General features: G+C 75.1%; 16 protein-coding genes. 7 read left to right on the forward strand and 9 right to left on the reverse strand.

The window, feature by feature from the left end:
* Window positions 1–80 precede the first annotated feature (80 nt).
* Complete coding sequence (locus KCH_RS28940; RefSeq protein ID WP_035867793.1) at window positions 81–683, reverse strand: TetR/AcrR family transcriptional regulator; 603 nt, start codon at window positions 681–683, stop codon at window positions 81–83.
* Window positions 684–738: 55 nt separating this feature from the next.
* Between KCH_RS28940 and KCH_RS28945 the strand changes: the two genes are divergently transcribed.
* Window positions 739–1599, forward strand: coding sequence for an alpha/beta fold hydrolase (locus KCH_RS28945; protein WP_244305476.1), 861 nt, complete (start codon window positions 739–741; stop codon window positions 1597–1599).
* A 15-nt stretch (window positions 1600–1614) separates the two neighbouring features.
* On the opposite strand, the gene KCH_RS28950 is transcribed toward KCH_RS28945, so the two are convergent.
* Window positions 1615–2004 (reverse strand): VOC family protein, encoded by a 390-nt coding sequence (locus KCH_RS28950; protein WP_035867802.1) that lies wholly within the window; start codon window positions 2002–2004, stop codon window positions 1615–1617.
* A gap of 369 nt (window positions 2005–2373) precedes the next feature.
* Between KCH_RS28950 and KCH_RS28955 the strand changes: the two genes are divergently transcribed.
* From KCH_RS28955 to KCH_RS28965, 3 genes are all read left to right on the forward strand, one after another.
* Window positions 2374–3852 (forward strand): APC family permease, encoded by a 1479-nt coding sequence (locus tag KCH_RS28955; RefSeq protein ID WP_051654061.1) that lies wholly within the window; start codon window positions 2374–2376, stop codon window positions 3850–3852.
* 49 nt (window positions 3853–3901) lie between these two features.
* Window positions 3902–5542: an amidohydrolase gene (locus KCH_RS28960; protein ID WP_035867805.1), complete on the forward strand. Its 1641-nt coding sequence runs from the start codon at window positions 3902–3904 to the stop codon at window positions 5540–5542.
* Between the two features lie 122 nt (window positions 5543–5664).
* Entirely contained in the window at window positions 5665–7044 is a 1380-nt protein-coding gene (locus KCH_RS28965) for an NAD(P)/FAD-dependent oxidoreductase (RefSeq protein WP_035867810.1), read from the forward strand.
* Window positions 7045–7137: 93 nt separating this feature from the next.
* Here KCH_RS28965 and KCH_RS28970 read toward each other — a convergent pair whose 3' ends face one another.
* The 3 genes from KCH_RS28970 to KCH_RS28980 form a co-directional block, all read right to left on the reverse strand.
* Window positions 7138–8700, reverse strand: coding sequence for an adenosine deaminase family protein (locus KCH_RS28970; protein WP_051653562.1), 1563 nt, complete (start codon window positions 8698–8700; stop codon window positions 7138–7140).
* 114 nt (window positions 8701–8814) lie between these two features.
* Window positions 8815–10458 (reverse strand): phosphoglucomutase (alpha-D-glucose-1,6-bisphosphate-dependent), encoded by a 1644-nt coding sequence (pgm, locus tag KCH_RS28975; protein ID WP_035867812.1) that lies wholly within the window; start codon window positions 10456–10458, stop codon window positions 8815–8817.
* Between the two features lie 109 nt (window positions 10459–10567).
* Window positions 10568–11368 carry a LysR family substrate-binding domain-containing protein gene (locus tag KCH_RS28980; RefSeq protein ID WP_035867814.1) on the reverse strand — a complete coding sequence of 267 codons (801 nt, stop codon included), beginning with the start codon at window positions 11366–11368 and terminating at the stop codon, window positions 10568–10570.
* A 59-nt stretch (window positions 11369–11427) separates the two neighbouring features.
* Between KCH_RS28980 and KCH_RS28985 the strand changes: the two genes are divergently transcribed.
* Together KCH_RS28985 and galT are read left to right on the forward strand one after the other, a co-directional pair.
* A complete protein-coding gene (locus tag KCH_RS28985) occupies window positions 11428–11817 on the forward strand; it encodes a DUF5997 family protein (RefSeq protein ID WP_035867817.1) in 390 nt (129 codons plus the stop codon).
* Window positions 11818–12006: 189 nt separating this feature from the next.
* On the forward strand, window positions 12007–13089 hold the full coding sequence (gene galT, locus KCH_RS28990) for a galactose-1-phosphate uridylyltransferase (RefSeq protein WP_035867819.1): 1083 nt from the start codon (window positions 12007–12009) through the stop codon (window positions 13087–13089).
* A 78-nt stretch (window positions 13090–13167) separates the two neighbouring features.
* Here the strand turns inward: galT and galK are convergent, their stop codons facing one another.
* A complete protein-coding gene (gene galK, locus KCH_RS28995; RefSeq protein WP_035867820.1) occupies window positions 13168–14313 on the reverse strand; it encodes a galactokinase in 1146 nt (381 codons plus the stop codon).
* Between the two features lie 123 nt (window positions 14314–14436).
* Here galK and KCH_RS29000 point away from each other — a divergent pair, with 123 nt between their 5' ends.
* Entirely contained in the window at window positions 14437–15228 is a 792-nt protein-coding gene (locus KCH_RS29000) for a DeoR/GlpR family DNA-binding transcription regulator (RefSeq protein ID WP_035867821.1), read from the forward strand.
* Between the two features lie 4 nt (window positions 15229–15232).
* Here KCH_RS29000 and KCH_RS29005 read toward each other — a convergent pair whose 3' ends face one another.
* The 3 genes from KCH_RS29005 to KCH_RS37965 are packed head-to-tail and all read right to left on the reverse strand — an operon-like array spanning window position 15233 to window position 20303.
* Window positions 15233–16189 (reverse strand): lytic polysaccharide monooxygenase auxiliary activity family 9 protein, encoded by a 957-nt coding sequence (locus KCH_RS29005; protein ID WP_035867823.1) that lies wholly within the window; start codon window positions 16187–16189, stop codon window positions 15233–15235.
* Window positions 16190–16227: 38 nt separating this feature from the next.
* Window positions 16228–17772 (reverse strand): PAS domain-containing protein, encoded by a 1545-nt coding sequence (locus tag KCH_RS29010; RefSeq protein ID WP_035867825.1) that lies wholly within the window; start codon window positions 17770–17772, stop codon window positions 16228–16230.
* A 47-nt stretch (window positions 17773–17819) separates the two neighbouring features.
* Window positions 17820–20303 (reverse strand): choice-of-anchor A family protein, encoded by a 2484-nt coding sequence (locus tag KCH_RS37965; protein WP_051653563.1) that lies wholly within the window; start codon window positions 20301–20303, stop codon window positions 17820–17822.
* Window positions 20304–20338: the final 35 nt, after the last annotated feature.

Consider the following 20338-nt stretch of genomic DNA (forward strand, 5'->3'; position numbering starts at 1 on the left):
GCCGCGCCCGGTCGGTGCACGGTCGGTCGGTACGCGGTCGGTCGGTGCACGGTCTGGCCCGGGCGCAGCTTGACGGGGCGTCAGGCGTCGAAGAGTTCGTCGAGGTGGTGGGTGAGGATCGCCAGCGCCGCCTCGCCGTCGCGCTGGCCGCCGAGGACGCTCTGGCCGAGGCCGTTGACCAGCGCGGCGAGGCCGGCGGCGGTGATCCGGGGGTCGCGGGCGGGGGAGAGGCCGCCGTCCCGCTGGGCGGCGCGCAACTGCTCGGCGAGGAAGGACTCCAGCAGGTCGGCCTGGCCGGTGCCGTGCTTCGCCAGCGCCTCGGGGTCGTTGAGCACCAGGGCGTAGTACGCGGTGTAGGTGCGGGCGATGCGCCGGCTCTCGGCGTCGGTGGGCAGGATGCAGGCCAGGACGGCGGTGACCAGGGCACGCGGGGTGGGCGGGCTGCCGGCGGCGGCGATCCAGCGGGCCATCCGGTCCTGCAGTTGGGCGCCGAGGCGGGCCAGGGCGTCCAGCAGCAGGCCCTCCTTGGTCTCGAAGTAGTACTGGACGAGCCGCAGCGAGACGCCGGCCTCGGCGGCGACGGCGCGCATGCTGGCGGACTGCAGTCCTTGGGTGTCGGCGATCCGGAGCAGCGCCTCGGCGATCTGCCGCCGGCGCTCCTCGTGTTCGACCTTCGCGTTCATGATCCGGCCTCCCTGGTACACCCGTATCATGCCGTGATACAGATGTACCATGCGAATGAGCGAGTTCAGGAACGCCCGGTCCGCCGCCCGCTTCCGTACCGCCTACGACCATGCCCTGGCCGTGCTCCTGCCCGGCCCGCGCACGGCGATCGAGGTCTCCACCGCCCACGGCACCACCCGCGTGCACCGCGCCGGACCGGCGGCCGGACGGCCGATCGTGCTGCTCCCCGGCTCCGGCGGCAACGGCCTGATGTGGCACCACCAGCTCGACGAACTGGCCGCCCGCCACCCGGTGTTCGCGATCGACCCGATCGGCGAACCGGGCGCGAGCGTGCAGCGCGCGCCGATCGCCGACGGCGCGGACGCGGCCCGCTGGCTGGAGGACGTGCTCACCGAGCTCGACCTGACGGACGCTCACCTGGTGGGCTGCTCGTACGGCGGCTGGGTCGCCCTCCAGCACCGCCTGCACCACCCGGGGCGGGTCGGCGCGCTGACGCTGCTCGACCCGGCCGGGTTCAACGGCTTCGGGTTCCGCTTCTACGCCTGGCTGATCGCCGGCGGCCTGGCCGCGAGCGCGCCCCGGGCGCTGCGGCCCCGGCTGGCCCGGGCGGTCGGCAACAGCGCGGTGCTGGAGGACGAGTTGATGAGACTGACCCGCGCCGCGATGGGCTTCCGCCGCGCGCTGCCCGTCCCGCCGGTGCTCGACGACGAGGAGCTGCGGCGGATCGACCTGCCCGCCCTGTTCCTGCTCGGCGCGCGCAGCGCCCTGCACGACTCCGCCGAGGTCGCCGCCCGGATCGCCCGGGTGCTGCCCGCCACCGCCCGGGTGGAGCTCGTCCCCGGCGCCGGGCACTCGCTGCCGATGGACGCGCCCGCGCTGGTCACCGAGCGGATCCTGGCCCGGACGGCGGCCTGATGCCGCGTCACCCCGCTACGAGGTGCGAACGATCTGCACCAGGTTGCCGCAGGTGTCGTCGAACACCGCGGTGGTCACCGGCCCCATCCGGGTCGGCTCCTGGGTGAACTCCACCCCGAGGGCGCGCAGCCGCTCGTACTCCGCCTGCACGTCGTCCACCGCGAACGAGACCGCCGGAATGCCGTCCTTCACCAGTGCGGTCTTGTACGGCGGGACGGCCGGGTGGCCCGAGGGCTCCAGCAGGAGTTCGGTGCCCTCCGGCTGCTCCGCCGAGACCACCGTCAGCCACCGGGCGCCGCCGCCCAGCGGCACGTCGTGCTTCTTCACGAACCCCAGCACCTCGGTGTAGAAGCGCAGCGCCTTCTCCTGGTCCTCGACGAAAACCGAAGTGATGTAGATCCGCATCCCGCCGCCCTCCGAGCCCGACCGTCCGCCCCGACCCTACGGCCCGTCAGTGGCCGGGCCGGCGGCGGCGCGCCGGGGCGGAGGCGGGTGGCCGGGGCCTCGGGGCTTACGACAACGGCATTGACGTGCAGGGCGGGCGCGGGTTTCATGGCGTGCCACCGGCGCTCGCCGCCGGCACCCCCACCCCCCGGCGTGCCGCACGCTCCGCGGCCCGCCGTCGTACCGCCGTGCCCGTTCCGCCGGGCCGGCGCTCCCCGACTCGCGCCCCCGCACGGGCGTTCCCCCACGAACTGAATCGGTGGTGATCCCTTGGCAGCGACGGTCGAGGACGGCGGTCCCGTCCCGAGCAGCGGCTCCGCCCCGGAGACGATGCGCAGATCGGTCGGCGTCGGCGCGGTGGTGGTGATCGCCGCGTCCTCCACGGCCGCCACCACCTCGATCGGCATCGGCCTGGGCCTGATGGCCGGAGTGGTCGGCCTGCACCTGCCGGCGATCATGCTGCTGGCGTTCCTGCCGGTGCTGGGCATCGCCTGCGGCTACGGCCGGCTCAACCGGGTCGAGCCGGACGCCGGCAGCTCCTACCGCTGGGTGGGGCGGGTGCTCAGCCCGTGGCTGGGCTTCCTGACCGGCTGGGTCAACATCCTCACCACCATCGTGTTCATGGCGTACACGACGACGGTGACCGGCTCGGCGCTCGTCCAACTGGCCGGAAAGGCGGGCCTGCACGCGCTCCCCGGCGTGCTGCTGGACCCGGACTCCAGCGTCCAGTGCACACTGATCGGCATGCTGGTGCTGCTGGCGGCGACGGTGGTCGCGGTGCGCGGGCTCGACCTGGCGGCCGCCCTGCAGAAGTACCTGCTGATCTTCGAGTACGCGGTGCTGATCGCGTTCTGCGGGTACGGGCTCGTCGCCGGCGACCAGCCGTTCAGCCTGTCCTGGTACAACCCGTTCGAGATCCCGTCCCTGAGCGCCCTCGCCCAGGGCATGGTGCTGGCGGTGTTCTGCTACTGGGGCTTCGAGTCGGTGTTCAGCGTCGGCGAGGAGGTGCACGACCCGAAGGACGCCACCCGCGGCGGGTTCCGGTCGCTGCTGCTGATGCTCGGCCTGTTCCTGTTCGCCGGCACCGCCTTCCAACGGGTGCTGCCGCTCGACGAGCTGGCCGACAACGGGGCGACCGGCCTGGCCTACTTCGCCGACCGGCTCGCCCACCAGCCGCTGGCCGCACTGCCGTTGGTGGCGCTGACTTGCTCGGCGGCGGCCTCGCTGCAGGCCTCGGTGATCCCCACCGCGCGCGGCGCGCTCGCCATGGGCCGCGACGGCACCCTCGGCCGGGTGTGGACGCGCCTGCACCCGCGCCACCGCACCCCGTCCACCGCCACCTGGCTGATCACCGGCATCGCGCTGGCACTGGCGACGCTGTCGCTGGTCATCCCGACCGTCACCGAGCTGATCTCGGCGACCGTCAACGCCATCGGCATCGTGGTCGCGCTGTACTACGCGCTGGTGGCGATCGCCTCCGCGGTGCGCTTCCGGCACCTGCTGCGCGAGAACCTCGCCGAGGCGCTGAAGGCCGTGGTCGCGCCGCTGCTCGGCGGGGCGGTGCTGCTGCTGGTCGGCGGCTACCTCGCCTGGACCTTCTACGACTCCACCGACCACTTCGAACTCGCGGCCGACAACGGCTGGTTCGAGCTCTCGGTGCCGGCCCTGATGATCGGCTCCGGGGTGCTCGCCGCGGCCTGGTCGCGCTGGGGCCGCCGCTCGCCGTACTTCGCGTCCGGCGCGTCCGGCGCGTCCGGCGCGTCCGGCGCATCCGGCGCGTCCAGTACGCCCGCTGCGGACCCGGCGTGACCCCGCCCCACCTGCACCCCACCTGCACCCCACCGAAGGAGCACCGCACATGACCCGCGCCGACCTGGTCTTCACCGGAGGACCGATCCACACCGGCGACGCCGCCCGCACCCGGGCCTCCGCGCTGGCCGTCACCGGCGACCGGATCACCGCCGTCGGCCACGACGAGGTCCGAGAGCTGATCGGACCCGGCACCGAAGTCGTCGACCTGCACGGCAAGTTGCTGATCCCCGGGTTCCAGGACGCGCACATCCACGCGGTCTACGGCGGCATGGAGATGGCCGCCTGCGACCTCACCGGCACCGTCGGCGTCGACGAGTACCTGCGGCGGATCGGCGAGTACGCCGCCGCCCACCCGGAACGGGAGTGGATCACCGGCGGCGGCTGGTCGATGGAGAGCTTCGACGGCGGCCTGCCCACCCGGCAGCTGCTCGACCGGGTGGTCCCCGACCGGCCGGTGCTGCTGGCCAACCGCGACCACCACGGCGCCTGGGCCAACACCCGCGCCCTGGAAGCCGCCGGACTCACCCGCGACACCCCCGACCCGGCCGACGGCCGGATCGAACGCGAGCCCGACGGCACCCCCAGCGGCATGCTCCAGGAGGGCGCCTGCGGCCTGGTCGGCCAGCACGCCCCGCGGGCCACCGCCGCCGACCGGCTGGCCGGACTGCTGCGCGCCCAGCAGTTGCTGCACTCGCTCGGCATCACCGCCTGGCAGGACGCCCTGCTCGGCGACTTCGGCGGCAACCCCGACCCGTCCGACGCCTACCTGACCGCCGCCCAGGACGGCACGCTGACCGCCCGGGTGGTCGGCGCACTCTGGTGGGACCGCGAGCGCGGCGCCGAGCAGATCCCCGAACTCGTGACCCGCCGCGAGAAGTTGAGCCACGGCCGGTTCCGGGCCGGCACGGTGAAGATCATGCAGGACGGCATCGCGGAGAACTTCACCGCCGCCCTCACCAGCCCCTACCTGGACGGCTGCGGCTGCGCCACCGGCAACCGCGGCCTGAGCTTCGTCGACCCGCTCGCGCTGCGCGAGCACGTCACCGCACTCGACGCGCTCGACTTCCAGGTGCACTTCCACGCGCTCGGCGACCGCGCCGTCCGGGAGGCGCTGGACGCCGTCGAGGCGGCGATCGCCGCGAACGGGCGGCGCGGCAACCGGCACCACCTCGCCCACCTGCAACTCGTCCACCCCGACGACGTGGCGCGGTTCGCCGCGCTCGGCGCGACCGCCAACCTCCAACCGCTGTGGGCCGCCCACGAACCGCAGATGGACGAACTCACCATCCCCTTCCTCGGGCCCGAACGCGCCGCCTGGCAGTACCCGTTCGGCGACCTGCTGCGCAGCGGAGCCACCCTCGCCGCCGGCAGCGACTGGCCGGTGTCCAGCCCCGTCCCGCTGGAGGGCCTGCACGTCGCCGTCAACCGCCGCGAACCCGGCGCCGACCCCGGCACGCCGGTCTTCCTGCCCGAGCAGCGCCTCGACCTGGCCACCGCGCTGGCCGCCTACACCGCGGGCACCGCCCACCTGAACGGCCTCGACGACACCGGCACCCTCCACCCCGGCCACCTCGCCGACCTGGTGGTGCTCGACCGCGACCCGTTCGCCGCCCCGGCCGAGGAGATCGCCGACACCCGCGTGCTGCGCACCTACGTCGGCGGACGCGCCGTCTTCACCGCCCCCTGACCCGGACACCGTGTCAGGCCCGGGAGGGGAGGCCTGACACGGTGTCCGTTGCCGGGCCCGGGACGGCCCGCATAACGTCCCAGCACGCACCGCCCCCCGACCACCGGAAGCAGGACAGGCACATGACCACCGTCAACGGCGGCGTCTCCTTCTGGTACGCGGCGACCGGACTCCCCGAGCGCCGGCCGCCGCTGGCCGGCGACACCCGGGCCGACGTCTGCGTGGTCGGCGGCGGCTACACCGGCCTGTGGGCGGCCTACTACCTGAAGCAGGCCGCCCCCGAGCTCGACGTGGTGCTGCTGGAGCGCGAGTTCTGCGGGTACGGGGCGTCCGGGCGCAACGGCGGCTGGCTCTACAACGGCATCGCCGGCCGCGGCCGCTACGCCCGGCTGCACGGCGAGGACGCCGCGCGGCGGCTCCAACTCGCCATGAACGACACGGTGTCCGAGACCCTGCGGGCCGCCGGCGCGGAGGGCATCGACTGCGACGCGCACCGCGGCGGAGTGCTGGAGATCGCCACCAGCCCCGCCCAACTCGCCCGGCTGAAGGAGCGGTTCGCCCACGAGCAGGCCTTCGGCGCCGACGAGGTACACCTGCTGAACGCCGCACAGACCGCCGAACGGCTCTACGTGCCAGGCGCGTTGGGCGCCACCTGGACGCCGAACGGGGCGCGCGTGCACCCCGCGAAGCTGGTCCTCGGACTCGCCCGCGCCGCCGAGCGGCTGGGCGTCCGGATCCACGAGTCGACGGCCGTCCGCGAGATCGCCCCCGGCCGGGCCGTCACCGCGCACGGCACCGTCACCGCCCGCGCGGTGCTCCGCTGCACCGAGGGATTCACCGCCGGGATCCCCGGGCAGAAGCGCAGCTGGCTGCCGATGAACTCCTCGATGATCGCCACCGAGCCGCTGCCCGCCGAGGTCTGGGAGGCGATCGGCTGGGACGGCCGCGAGGTGCTCGGCGACGAGGCGCACGCCTACATGTACGCCCAGCGCACCGCCGACGACCGGATCGCCCTCGGCGGTCGCGGACGCCCGTACCGCTACGGCTCCCGGATCGACCAGGACGGCGCCACCCCCGACGGCACCATGGCCCAACTCCGGGAGATCCTGCGGAAGATGTTCCCCGCCGCCGCCGACGCCCGGATCGACCACGCCTGGTCCGGCGTGCTCGGCGTCCCCCGCGACTGGTGCGCCGCCGTCGACCTCGACCCCGCCACCGGACTCGGCTTCGCCGGCGGCTACGTCGGCAGCGGCGTCGCCACCACCAACCTGGCCGGCCGCACCCTGCGCGACCTGACCCTCCGCCACCTCGGCCGGGGCGGACGCACCGAGCTCACCGAACTGCCCTGGGTCGGCCACCGCGTCCGCCGCTGGGAACCCGAACCGCTGCGCTGGCTCGGCGTGCACGCCCTGTACGCCGCCTACCGGCACGCCGACCGCCACGAGCACGCCGCCACCTCGCCGCTGGCCGGCCTCGCCGACCGGATCAGCGGCCGCGCCTGACCGTCCGCCGCCGACCGTCCGCCACCGACCGGGCCCCGCGCGCGGCGACGGCCCGCCGGGAGCGTCCCCGACGGGCCGTCAGCTCCCGGGCCGCTACGGCTGCGCCAGCACCGTCTGCTCGAAGCCGCGGAGCGCGTTCTCCAGCCGCCACTCCAGGTCCGCCTTCGGGTTGGCCCGCAGCAGCGCCGCGCACTGCGGCGTCGGCGTCGTGCCCAGCGGGCGGCCCTGGCACTCCGGCACCGGCACGAAGCCGTTCCGGTCCCGCCACAGGCTGCGCCCGGCGACGAAGCCGTACTCCAGCGAGGTCCGCGCCAGGTCCTTCAAGTCCCGGTAGGTCAGCCCGTACGCCTGGGTGGCCCGCACGTACTCGTGGGTGATGTCGATCCGCTCCACGCCCGGGTCGTCGGTGGACAGCGCGGCCGGCACCCCGTTCTTCCGGTACAGCGCGAACGGGTGGTCCTGGCCGGAGACCTGGAGGATCTGCTCGTTGGAGGTGAGCGGCACCTCCACCAGCACCTTGCGCTCGGCGAGGGTGCGCAGCAGGCCGGCCGGGTCGTCCTCGTGCGCGACGTCCACGCCGTGGCCGATCCGCTCGGCGTGGCCGGTCAGCACCGCCTCGCGGATGTGGAAGCGCAGGTCCTCCGGCTTGGCCAGGCCCGGCGCCAACTCGCCCGCGTGCAGGCTGATGTGGGCCTTCGGGTAGAGCGGGTGCAGGTAGTCCAGCATCCGCATCTGGAGGTCGTAGTTGTCCAGCGAGGACTGGTAGTCCTCCGGCTGCACCAGGTTCACCGCGACGAACCGCTCGTCCTGGGAGGCGAGTTCCATGCCGAGGAGCAGTTGGGTGAAGACCCGCTCCGGGGCGGCCGCGCGGGACGCCTGTGACTGGATCCGCACCGTGACGGCGCAGCCCGCCCGGGCCCGGGCGGTGCCGCACTGCTCGGTGTCCTGGTACTCCGCCATGGCCCGGTCCAGGTCGCCGCGCGCCTGGTCCACCAGGGCCTGCACCTGGCCGTCCGCGAGCAGCTTCTGCCGCAGCGCCGCGAAGTCCGGGTCGAAGCCGGTCTTCGCCGCGAGCGCCGCCGCCCCGCCGGAGGCCGGTGTCAGCATGGTCTCCAGGTAGCTCTGGTGCTGCGCGGCCATGGTGTCGGTGACCTCGGCGAGCATCCGGCCCGGGTGGCGCCAGCTGGCCTCGCCGAACTTGCCGAAGGTGGCGAAGAAGTGGTCGTGACCGGACTCCGCGCCCGGGGTGAAGTCCTGCATCGACCAGGCCCGCACCACCTGGGTGCGGAACGCCTGGTCGGTCACCGCGTCCTGCGCCGGGCGCGCGGTGCCCTGGCACGGGCCGTTCGCCGAGACGTACGTCGCCGAGTCGATGCACAGGCCGTCCTCGGCGGCCAGCTGGATCAGCAGCTCGGTCGACGCCGCGCCCGACAGGTGGTTGTGCAGGTCGCCGCCCTTCGGCAACTGCCGCATGAAGGCGTGCAGTCGGGCCGGGTCCTGGCGGATCCCGTCCAGGTACGCGGCCACCCTCCCCTCCGAGGGACGCCCGCCGGGCAGCTGGGGCCCGGCCTGGGCGGAGGCCATCGGCGCGAGCAGCGCCGCGCAGGCGACGAGAGCGGCCGTGGTGGTACGGCGTAGCGAGATCATGGCCGCCATGCTGACGTCCCGTCAGCCGCCGCACCCCACGCGGCCGCGCGTGTCGCGCCCGCACCATCCGAAAGAGTGGCCGCCCGCCGGGCCCCCTGCCGGGCCCCGCTGGCGCCTGCCGGGTCAGGCCTTGGCGAGCACCTCGCCGACCAGGGCGCGGGCCTCCTCCTGGACCTGCGCCAGGTGGTCCGCGCCGCGGAAGCTCTCGGCGTAGATCTTGTACACGTCCTCGGTGCCGGACGGCCGGGCCGCGAACCAGGCGTTCTCGGTGCAGACCTTGAGGCCGCCGATCGCCGCGTCGTTGCCCGGGGCGCGGGTGAGCACGGCCGTGATCGGCTCGCCCGCCAGCTCCGCCGCCGTGACCCGGTCCGCGTCCAGCGCGGCCAGCGCCGCCTTCTGCTCCCGGTCGGCGGGCGCGTCGACCCGCGCGTACACGGGGTCGCCGTGCCGGGCCGTCAGGTCGCGGTAGTGCTCGGACGGGGTGCGGCCGGTGGCGGCCGTGATCTCGGACGCCAGCAGGGCCAGCAGGATGCCGTCCTTGTCGGTGGTCCACGGCGAGCCGTCGCGCCGCAGGAACGACGCGCCCGCGGACTCCTCGCCGCCGAAGCCGACCGTCCCGTTCAGCAGCCCGTCCACGAACCACTTGAAGCCGACCGGGACTTCGAGCAGCTCCCGGCCGAGCGCGCCCGCCACCCGGTCGATCATCGAGGAGGACACCAGCGTCTTGCCGACCGCGGCCGCCGCCGGCCAGCCCTCCCTGGTCCGGAACAGGTAGTCGATCGCCACCGCCAGGTAGTGGTTCGGGTTCATCAGGCCGCCGTCGGGCGTCACGATGCCGTGCCGGTCCGCGTCCGCGTCGTTGCCGGTGGCCAGCGTGAACGCCTCCCGGCGCTCGATCAGCGAGGCCATCGCGTACGGCGAGGAGCAGTCCATCCGGATCTTCCCGTCCCAGTCCAGCGTCATGAACCGCCAGGTCGGATCGGTCAGCGGGTTGACCACCGTCAGGTCCAGCCGGTGCGTCTCGGCGATCCGGCCCCAGTACGCGACGGACGCCCCGCCGAGCGGGTCGGCGCCGATCCGCACCCCCGCCGAGCGCACCGCGTCCAGGTCCAGCACCGCCGGCAGGTCGTCCACGTACGCGCCCAGGAAGTCGTAGCGGCCCGTGGTGCCCGCCGCCAGCGCCCGCGGGTACGGGATCCGGCGCACCCCCTTCAGGCCCGCCTCCAGCAGCTCGTTGGCGCGGCGCTCGATCCAGCCGGTGGCCTTCGAGTCGGCCGGGCCGCCGTGCGGCGGGTTGTACTTGAACCCGCCGTCGGCCGGCGGATTGTGCGAGGGCGTCACCACGATGCCGTCCGCCAGCGCGGCCGGCAGGCTCCGGTTGTGCGCGAGGATCGCGCGCGACACCGCGGGCGTCGGCGTGTACCCGTCCGCCGAGTCCAGCAGCACCGTCACCCCGTTCGCCGCCAGCACCTCCAGCGTGGTCGCCCGGGCCGGCTCGGACAGCGCGTGGGTGTCGATGCCGAGGAACAGCGGCCCCGTGGTGCCCCGTTCCGCCCGGTAGTCGCAGATCGCCTGCGCCGTCGCCGCGATGTGGTCCTCGTTGAACGCCGCCTTCGACGCCGAACCCCGGTGGCCCGAGGTGCCGAACGCCACCCGCTGCCCGACGTCCGCCGGATCCGGGTGCAAGGTGTAGTAGGCCGTCACCAGGCGGGCGACGTCGATCAGGTCCTGCGGCTGCGCCGGCTGCCCGGCCCGTGCGTGCACCATGGTCGCTTCTCTCCTCGGTCGGTACGGCAAGGATGCCCGCCGACCATCATGCGGGCCACACCGCGCCAACTGCGGGAACGCGAACCGAACCTGGCGGTGCGTCGGAGGGCTACCGCTTGCGCCCCCGCTTCGCCTGGGCCGCGCCCTTGCCCTGACCCTTGCCCGGCGCCTGCCCCTGGCGGCCCGCCGCGCCGCGCGGCTTCTGCTGCCGGCCGCCCGGCTGCGCCGGGGACTTGGCGGACCGGGCGGCGGCCTTCTTCGCGGCGGGCTGCTTCTTCGCCGGCTCGGCCGCGGCCCGGCCGCGCGAACTGTTCGCGGTGCGGCCGCGCACGATGCCGATGAACTCCTCGACCAGGTCGGTGGTCGCCTCCTCCGGCCAGGCCAGCGCCACCTGCGACTGCGGGACGTCCCCGGTCAGCGGGCGGTAGGTCAGATCGCGGCGGTGGTGCAGCCGGGCCAGCGACTGCGGGACGGCCAGCACACCGACGTTCGCCGCCACCAGCTCGATCGCGTCGGCGGTGGTGGCCGGCCGCTCGAACGCCGGCCGGCCGGGGAGCTCCGGCCAGTCCAGGGTGTCGTCCTGCGGGTGGAAGACGATCTCCTCGTCGAGGTCCGCGACGGCGACCTCCTCGGCGGCCGCCAGCCAGTGGTCCTTCGGGAACACCACCACGGTGGCCTCGGTGTACAGCGGGATCGCGCTCAGCACCGTCCGGTCCACCGGCAGCCGCACCAGGCCCGCGTCCGCGCCGCCGGACAGCAGCAGGCCGTGCCCGTCCGCGGGCGTGGCCTGCAGCAGCTCCAGCGGAACGTCCGGCAGCCGCTCACCCCACACCCGCAGCCACTTGGTCGGGGTCACGCCCGGCACGTACACCAGGCGGAAGGAAGCGGAGGGCTGCTCGATCTCGGTCACACCGTCCAGGCTACCCACCGTGACCTGGGCAGGTGCGCACTCCCTATACCCTTGGACCCATGACTACGCCCAAGCCCAAGAGCACCCAGACCATGAAGCCCGCGACCGCGGCCAAGAAGCTGGGGATCTACCTGGCGGCGACCCCCGCCGAGTTCCAGGCGGGCGTCGTCACCCGCGACGAGCTCAACGCCATGCAGGCCACCCCGCCGCAGTGGCTCGCCGACCTGCGCCGCAACGGCCCGCACCCGCGCCAGGTGGTCGCCGCCCGCCTCGGCATCTCCGTCACCGGCCTGAACCGGGCCGGCGTCTCCGAGGCCCTCACCAGCGAGCAGATCGACGCCCTCCGCGAGGAGAACCCGGACTGGCTCCAGCGCGAGCGCACCATCCAGGCCGAGGTCCGCAAGGAGGCCCAGCGCCTCAAGGACAAGCCGGCGCCGAAGAAGAAGTAACCGCCGCGCCGGCACCGAACGCCCACGCCCCGGGACGGATCATCCGCCCCGGGGCGTTCGCGTTCCCGTCCCGGGCCGCCCTGCTGCCACGCCGACCGGGCACGACCCGGCGCGCCCGGTGTGTTGCATTGCGGTGCTTCATGTTTGAAAATGTTCGATGTGATGGTCGAATCTCGAGGGAGCGCCGCCGTGCACAAGACGGTGACCAAGCTGGCCGACGGCCGGGAGCTGATCTACTACGACACCGAGCCCACGGTGCGCGACGCCGTCGACGCGCGCCCGCTGGAGCCGGCCGCGAGCGTCTCCGAGATCCGGATCGACCCGTTCACCGGGGACGCCGTCACCATCGCCGCGCACCGCCAGGGCCGCACCTACCACCCGCCGGCCGACGAGTGCCCGCTGTGCCCGTCCCGGGACGGGCGGCTCAGCGAAGTGCCCGCCGCGGACTACCGGGTGGCGGTCTTCGAGAACCGCTTCCCGTCGCTGGCCGGCTCCTCCGCCGACCACGTCGCCCCCTGGTCGGACGGCCCGTACGCGCTCACCCCCGGCACCGGCCGCTGCGAGGTGGTCTGCTTCACCTCCGACCACGGCGCCTCCTTCGTCGACCTGAGCGAGCAGCAGGCCCGCCTGGTCCTCGACGCCTGGACCGACCGCACCGCCGAACTGCACACCCGCCCCGACGTCCGGCAGGTGTACTGCTTCGAGAACCGCGGCGCCGACATCGGCGTCACCCTCGGCCACCCGCACGGCCAGATCTACGCCTTCCCGTTCACCACCCCGCGCACCGCGCAGGCCCTCGCCCGGGCCGCGGAACACCTGCGCGCCACCGGCCGCAACCTGTACGACGACGTGCTCGCCGCCGAACGCGCCACCGCCGGCCGGGAGGACTCCCGGGTCGTGCTGGCCGGCGAGCACTGGACGGCGTTCGTCCCGTTCGCCGCCCGCTGGCCGTACGAGGTCCACCTGTACCCCCACCGCCGGGTCGCCGACCTCACCGAACTCGACGAGCCGGCCCGCGCCGAGTTCCCCCGGATCTACCTGGACCTGCTGCGCCGCTTCGACCGGCTGTTCCCCGAGCCGGCCCCGTACATCGCCGCCTGGCACCAGACGCCGCGCCCCGCCGAGACCGAACTCGCCCTGCACCTGGAGCTGTTCACCATCCGGCGGACCGCCGGCAAGCTCAAGTACCTGGCCGGCACCGAGTCCGGCATGGGCGCGTTCATGAACGACATCCGCCCCGAGACCGCGGCCCGCACCCTGCGCGAGCTGTAACCGCCGGCCGCGACCGGCGCGAAGCCCCGCCCGGGGAAGGGAAGTTCCCGGGCGGGGCTTCGTCGTGCCGCCGCCCGCTCAGGCGATCCGGTGCGCGCCCTGCGACGGCACGGCCGGGAACACGAACGGGTCGGTGAACCCGGCCCCGGCGAACGCGGCGCGCACCGCCCGCTCCACGGCCTCCAGCCGGTCCGTGTCGACCAGGGCCAGCACCGAGCCGCCGAAGCCGCCGCCCATCATCCGGGCGCCCAGCGCGCCGGCCGCGTTCGCGGCGGACACCGCAAGGTCGGTCTCCGGACAGGACACCCGGTAGTCGTCGCGGAGCGAGGCGTGCCCGGCGGTCAGCACCGGGCCGAGCCCGCGCGGCTCGCCCGCGTCCAGCAGCCGGATGGCGTCCAGCACCCGCTGATCCTCCGTCACCACGTGCCGCAGCAGCGGCCGCAGCTCGGCGGGCAGCTGCTGCTCGGCCGCCGCCAGCTCCCCGATGCCGACGTCGCGCAGCGCCCGCACCCCCAGCAGCTCCGCCGCCCGCTCGCAGCCGGCCCGCAGCGCCGCGTACGCGCCGTCGCCCAGGTCGTGCTTGACCCGGGTGTCGATCACCAGCAGCGACAGGCCCACGGCGGGCAGGTCGAGCGGGACCTGACGGCCGGTCAGCGTCCGGGTGTCCAGGAAGAACGCGTGGCCGGCGACGCAGCAGCTGGACGCCATCTGGTCCAGCGCGCCGCACGGCACGCCGACGAAGTCGTTCTCGGCGCGCTGGGCGAGCAGCGCCCGGGCCGGGGCGTCCAGGCCGAGGGCGAACAGCTCGTCCAGGGCGATCGCAGTGGCGCACTCCAGCGCCGCCGAGGAGGAGAGGCCCGCGCCGGTCGGCACGTCCGAAGAGAACGCGAGGTCCGCGCCGCCCACCGGGTGGCCGGCCTGCGCCAGCGCCCAGAACACGCCCGCCGGGTACGCCGCCCAGCCCGGCACGGCGCCCGGCGCGAGCTCGGCGAGGAGCAGTTCGGCGACCCTGCAGTCGCCCTGCACGCTGGTCAGCCGGATCCGGCCGTCGGTGCGGCGCCGGGCCGCGACCCGGGTGGTCTGCGGGAGGGCCGCCGGCAGGACGAAGCCCTCGTTGTAGTCGGTGTGTTCGCCGATCACGTTGATCCGGCCGGGCGCGGCCCACACGCCGTCGGGGGAGTCGCCGTAGGCGGCGGCGAAGGCGTCGGCGGCGTCGGTGGTCATCGGGCACTCCAGCGATCACGATATGGGGATACTCAACACATTCAAACACACAGCACCAGAGCCGAACAGCGTTGTGCCCGTCGACTATGCTGGCGGCTCCCCAACACCCCGGCGGAGGACCGAGTGACCGACGGCGTACTGCTCGCCGCCCAGCGACGGGCGCTGATCCTCGACGAGGTCCGCCGGCACGGGGCCGTCAAGGTCGCCGAGCTCGTCGACCGGCTCGGCGTGTCCGACATGACCGTCCGCCGCGACCTGGACGCCCTCGCCCGCACCGGCGCCGTCCGCAAGGTCTACGGCGGCGCGGTCGCCCGCACCGCCACCGCCGACGAGCCCGCCTTCGAAGCCAAGTCCGGCCTGGAGACCGACACCAAGGCCGCCCTCGCCGAGGCCGCCGCCGCCCAGGTCCAGCCCGGCAGCGTGGTCGCGATCTCGGCCGGCACCACCACCTACGCGGTCGCCGCCCGCCTCCTCGACGTCCCCGGCCTGACCGTGGTCACCAACTCCCTGCCGGTCGCCGAACTGCTGCGCACCCACACCGGCGACCGCGGCGAGGACGCGCCCGCGCTGCTGCTCACCGGCGGCGCGCCGACCCGCTCCGCCGCACTCGTCGGCCCGCTCGCCGACCAGGCCGTCCGCTCGCTGCACGTCGACCTGCTGATCATCGGCGCCCACGGCGTCAGCGAACACGCCGGCCTCACCACCCCCAACCTCGCCGAGGCCCAGACCAACCGCGCCCTGATCGCCTCCGCCCACCGCACCGTCGTCGTCGCCGATCACACCAAGTGGGGCATCGTCGGCCTCAGCAGCTTCGCCGCCCTCACCGACATCGACTGCTTCATCACCGACCACGACCTCCCCCCGGACGCCCGCACCGCCCTCGGCGAATCCTGCGGCGAACTCCTGATCGTCTGAGCGACTAGCGGTGCCGGCCGCGGCGCGCGAGCAGGCGGTGGCGGACGACCAGCACGACGGCCGCCAGCGTGAACGCGGCGCCGATGGCGAGCAGCAGGTCGCGGGAGCGGGCGGAGCCGGTGTCGGAGTGGGCGACCGGCTGGGTGAGCGGCCGGCTGTCGGGCGTGTCAGGGGCGGACGGGACGACCGGTGCGGCGGAGGTGACCGGCGTCACCGGGGTCGGGGCAGCGCCGGCGGAGCGGGACGGCGAGGGCGACGGGCCGGGCGAGGGGCTGTGGCTGTGGCCGGCCGCGGCCGGGGCGGTGGTCGGGGCGGTGACGGTGCCGGTTCCGTCGAAGACGACGTCGGAGCAGGAGTAGAACGCCTCCGGGCTGTCGGAGCGCTGCCAGATCAGGTAGATCAGCTGGCGTCCGGTCCGGCCGGCCGGGATCTTTCCCGTCAACAGGTAGGAGCCGTTGACGAGTTGGGGGTCGGTGGCGGTGAGGAACGGCTGCGGATCGAGGTTCGACCAGGCGAGCGGCCGGGTCGGGGAGTAGCTGGAGTTGGTCAGGTACAGCTGGAAGGTGCCCTTGTGGGGCGCGGTGGCCCGGAAGTCGAAGGTGAAGCTCGCGCCGGACTTCAGGCTGGTGGCGGGCCAGTCCGCCCGCGGCAGGTCGAGGCCCTTGTACATCTCGTTGCCCGCGCTGCACAGCTTGCCGTCCGGGATCAACTGCCGGTGGCGTCCGGCCGCTTCGCCGATCCGCAGGCTCATCCAGTCGTACAGCGCGGCGGTGCCGCCGGTGGCGACCGCGGCCCGGCAGGCGGCCGACCGGGGGTTCTCGGCGCCCTCCAGGTAGCAGCCCTCCACCCGGCTGAGCGGGTTCTGCATCGAACCGTGCGCGAGGGCGGGCGCGGCGGCCGGGCCGGCGGTGACGGCCAGCGCCGCGCAGGCCACGGCGAGGATCCGGCGGAAGCGAGGCATCTCAATTCCCTTCGAGGGGGGGTGAAAATGGCGGAGCGTCAGGCCGAGCGGAGTGCCCGGTGACGTCCGAGCGGCACGCTCGGCAGCAGCCGCGGATCCGGCCCGAGCGCGGCCACCGGCCGGGCGTGCCGCCGCCGCGAACCCGAAGAGTCCGACGGGCCGGACGAGTCCGACGGGCCGGACGGCTCGGCGGCGGGCGTCAGCGGCAGGTCCACGACGTAGGTGATCCCGGCCCGGCCGGTCGGGCGGTGCGGCTGCAGGACTCCGCCGTGCACGGCGACCATCGCGCGGGCCAGCGGCAGATGGGTGGCGCTGCCGCCGTCGCCGGGGCCGGTGATCTCGATCCGGACGCCGTCGCCGCCCGCGTCCGTGCCACCCGCCAGCCGTACCGTGGGCGGGAGTCGACCGTCCGTCGGGACGGGCCCGCCCGCGTCGGCGGCCAGGTGGGCGAGGGCCTCGGCGAGCAGGTGCGGGTCGGCCGTGACCTCGACGGCGGCGGCGTGCACCGAGAAGCGGACCCGGCCGAGCCCGGCCAGGGCGCTCGCCCGGTCCACGGCCCGCCGCAACACCTGGCGCAGCGCGACCGGTTCGGGGTGCAGCGGGTCGCCGGTGGCGACGGCGGGCGGGCGGCGGCCGAGCGCCTGGCCGATCAGGGCCTGGGTGCGGGCGCTCTCCTCGGCGAGGCGGCGCAGCTCCTCGGCGGCCTCCGGCCACAGCCGGGTGGCGGGGTCCTCGGCGAGCCGGGACAGGCGCTCGGTGAGCGCGGCGGTGGACGGGCCGAGGCTGTTGCGGAGCACGGCCGTCAGGTAGGCGTGGTCGGCGGCCAGGGCGAGTTCGCGGCTGCGGTCGGTGAAGGACATCACCGCGCCGACCACCCGCCCGCCGGCCCGCACCGGAGCGGCCCGCAGGGCGACGGTCAGCAGCCGGCCGTCCTGGCGGCGCAGCACCGCGGAGCCCTGCTGGGGGCGGCCGGTGGCGAGCGCGGCGAGCAGTGCGGGCCGGGCCGGGTCGGCGCCGGCGGCGGGCGGCGGCAGCAGCGGGTGCACGGGGTGGCCGGCGAGCTCGTCGGCCCGGTAGCGGAGCAGGCGCAGCGCGGCCGGGTTGGCGAGCACGCAGCGCCCGGCGGGGTCGATGCCGAGGACGCCCTCGGAGCTGGTGCGAAGCACGGCCTCGGTCTCGGCGCGGCGCAACTCGGCGTCAACCAGGGCCTGGTGGACGCCCGTCAGGTCGCGGGCCAGCACCAGCACCGGGCCGGTCGCGGGGAGCAGTCCGGTCGACGGGAGCAGCGCGGCCAGCGCCTCGTCGAGCGGGCCGGTGCGGACCTCGACGGGGAACGTGCCGCCGCCGATGCGGTGGGCGGTCAGCACGGCGGCCGCTGTGGGGCCGGGGCCGGGGTGCAGGTCGAGGCCGGGCAGCAGGTCGAGGACGCCGAGGCCGGTCAGCCTGCTGCCGGGGCCCCGAAAGGCCTGCCGGGCCGCCGAGTTGACGGTCAGTACGGTGCCGTTGGAGTTGATCACCAGGGCCGGGTCGGGCAGGGCGTCGAGGACAGTGGCGAGGCCTTCGCGGGGCAGGGGGGCGTTCACGGTGTCCGTCCCGTCGGGGTGGGCGGTCGTCGGAAGAAGAGGGCTGGTCAGCAGTGCGGCGCGGCGGCGTCCACCGCGGCCCGGGTGGCGGGCCCGAACACGCCGTCCTCGCCGCGGATCCCGGCCCTGCGCTGGAAGGAGGTCAGCACGGCCTGCGTCCAGTCGTCGAAGGTGCCGGAGACCCGGGGGAACGGCGGCGGGTAGCAGGCGAGTTCGAGCAGCCGCAGCTGGAGGCGGCGCACCTGCGGGCCGCTGTCGCCGAACCGCAGGACCGGTGCGGACGGGCTGCTGCCGGGTGTCGCCGGGCGGGTCGCGGCGGGGGTCGGCGGGGTGGTGACGGGCACGGCCGCCGGTGGCGGGGGCGCGGTGGTGGGCGCCGGGGCGGTGGTGCTCCGGGGCGGCGTGCGGTGCGGTGCGGCACTGCTCGGCGGGTCCGACGGCCGGGCGGTGGTGCCCGGCGCGGGGGAGCTCGGCGCGGGCGAACTCGGCGCGGCGGGCGGCTCGGTGGCGAAGGTGACCGCCAGCGGCGCGGGCACGGCGCGGTCGGTGTGCGCCGGGGCGAGCAGCGCCGCGCCGAGGCCGCAGCCGCACACCGCGAGGACGCCGGAGGAGGCGAGCGCCACGGCGGTCCGGCGCAGCGTCCACGGGCGCCGCCGGTGGGCTCCCGGCCGCCGCCCGGCGGGGCCGGTGCGAGCGTGAACTCGCCCAGCGCGGCCGGTGGTTGGTGGAAGAGCGCGGGCAGGTGGAACTGCGGCGGCGGCGTCGGGGTGTCCGCCGGGCGGGCGGGCGGCACGTACGGCCGGACCATCGAGGTCGGCTCGAACCGGGGCGGCGGCGCGGCGCAGTCCACGGGGTGCGCGGGCCGCAGGACGTCGCAGGTGCAGGGAGGGGACGGCATGACGCTCCGGTCCGAGTCGGGGGAGGGAACGGGTCGAGTCGGGGGAGGGGAACAGGCAGCGGGCAATGGGCAGCGGGCAACGGGGATCGGGCAACAGCGGGACGGCCCGGGAGCATGGGCCGTCCCGCCGCCGGTCCGCCCGTACGCGAGGAGGCGGACCGGCTCTCGTCCGGACCCGGTCGGGCGCGCCGCCGGGCCGCTGGCCCGGTGGCCGGGGGCCGCACGCCGCCCAGGTCCGGACGAGAGGTCTCAGCCTCGGCGGCGCCGGGTGACCACCACGATCCCCGCGCCGACGGCCAGGACCACCACGGCGGTTCCGGCCAGCGCGAAGGTGCCGGTGGAGCCGGTGAAGGCCAGCGAGGTGCCCGGGGCGTGCGGCTGTTCGGGGGTGGCGGACGGGCTTGCGGCCGGCGGCTTGCCGGGGCGGCGGTGGACGGCGCGGGGCGGCTCGGCGAGGGCCGGCCGGTGGAGGGGCGGTGGGCGTGGCGGGGGCGCTGCCGGACGGCGTCGGCGCGGGGCTCGCGGGCGCGGACGGCGGCGGCGCGGGGGCGGGCGTGCAGTCGAACACGGGGGTGCCCGTCCACGGGTAGTTGTGCGTCTCGTTGCCCGAACCGTGCATCTTCACGTCACCGCCCACGTACAGGCGGCCGTTGGTGCTGGCGGTGAGGTCGGCGGAGGCCTTCGGCGCGAGCAGCGAGCCGATGAAGTTGCCGCCGCCGCCGAGGGTGAGCTGCGGGGTCTCCCGCAGGTTGTACAGCACCTTCGCGGCGGCCTCGCCGAAGTGCGCCGAGCTGTACACGTCGACGCGTTCGCCGTTGTAGCCGACCGCCATCGGGGAGACCGAAACCGGGTGCGGGCCGGTCACGTTGACCAGCACCGAGGCGTCCGCCGGGATGTTCTCGAAGACGAAGGTGGACGCCCCGTCGAGGTCCGCGCCGGCGATCTCGAACACCTGCAGCTTGCCCCGGGACGGTCCGGTGCTGCGGAAGGTCACCGATCCGCCGGAGGCCTTCGCGGTGCCGGTGGGCGGCAACGCGCCCAGCTGCGAGGACTGTTCGCGCACGGTGGCGGCGAAGCCGGTGTACGGGGCGAGCGCCCGGTCGGCGCCCAGCCCGGGGCGCAGGTCGCCGCCGTTGGTGTTCACCGCGCCCTGGCCGTCGACGGCGCCGCCGGCCTGCACGGTGCCGCCGTAGCCGGGGCCGGTGAACAGCCCGGCGCCGACGTCGACGGTGGTGCCCTTGGCGACGGATATCCGGCCGCCGACCGCGAGCATCAACTCGCCGCCCGCCGGCAGGATTCCGGAGCCCGCACCGGCCCGGCCGACGTTGAAGACACCGCCCGGGTTCTTCGCGAAGCTCGCGTCCCCGCCGACCACCAGCAGACCCTCGGCCTCGGCGCCGCCGCCGTCCACGCTGTAGGAGCCGCCCGCGAAAAGCGCCACATTGCCGTCGGTGAATTTCGGGTCGTGGCCGATCGGCGGGAATTGACCCGGTGTCGGGCAGGACGCCGAACGGCCGCTCCCGGAGGCCGGATCGGCCGCGTGCGCGGTGCTGCCGGTGAGGAGAATTCCGGTGCACGCCGCGACGGCGAGCGGGGCGGAAATCCGGTCGAGGTTCTTGGTTCCGATCTTCACGCCACGACACTCCCACGGCCCGCGGAGGCCGGAAA

Source organism: Kitasatospora cheerisanensis KCTC 2395 (genome assembly GCF_000696185.1).
In the GTDB taxonomy this organism is placed as follows: Bacteria; Actinomycetota; Actinomycetes; order Streptomycetales; family Streptomycetaceae; genus Kitasatospora; species Kitasatospora cheerisanensis.

What these genes read in the sequence shown, in the direction of transcription:
- KCH_RS28955 (WP_051654061.1), top strand. Translation starts at nt 2,374, where the DNA reads ATGCGCAGATCGGTCGGCGTCGGCGCGGTGGTGGTGATCGCCGCGTCC.
- KCH_RS28950 (WP_035867802.1), bottom strand. Translation starts at nt 2,004, where the DNA reads ATGCGGATCTACATCACTTCGGTTTTCGTCGAGGACCAGGAGAAGGCG.
- KCH_RS28960 (WP_035867805.1), top strand. Translation starts at nt 3,902, where the DNA reads ATGACCCGCGCCGACCTGGTCTTCACCGGAGGACCGATCCACACCGGC.
- KCH_RS28965 (WP_035867810.1), top strand. Translation starts at nt 5,665, where the DNA reads ATGACCACCGTCAACGGCGGCGTCTCCTTCTGGTACGCGGCGACCGGA.
- pgm (WP_035867812.1), bottom strand. Translation starts at nt 10,458, where the DNA reads ATGGTGCACGCACGGGCCGGGCAGCCGGCGCAGCCGCAGGACCTGATC.
- KCH_RS28985 (WP_035867817.1), top strand. Translation starts at nt 11,428, where the DNA reads ATGACTACGCCCAAGCCCAAGAGCACCCAGACCATGAAGCCCGCGACC.
- KCH_RS28945 (WP_244305476.1), top strand. Translation starts at nt 739, where the DNA reads ATGAGCGAGTTCAGGAACGCCCGGTCCGCCGCCCGCTTCCGTACCGCC.
- KCH_RS28940 (WP_035867793.1), bottom strand. Translation starts at nt 683, where the DNA reads ATGAACGCGAAGGTCGAACACGAGGAGCGCCGGCGGCAGATCGCCGAG.
- KCH_RS29005 (WP_035867823.1), bottom strand. Translation starts at nt 16,189, where the DNA reads ATGCCTCGCTTCCGCCGGATCCTCGCCGTGGCCTGCGCGGCGCTGGCC.
- KCH_RS28970 (WP_051653562.1), bottom strand. Translation starts at nt 8,700, where the DNA reads ATGGCGGCCATGATCTCGCTACGCCGTACCACCACGGCCGCTCTCGTC.
- galK (WP_035867820.1), bottom strand. Translation starts at nt 14,313, where the DNA reads ATGACCACCGACGCCGCCGACGCCTTCGCCGCCGCCTACGGCGACTCC.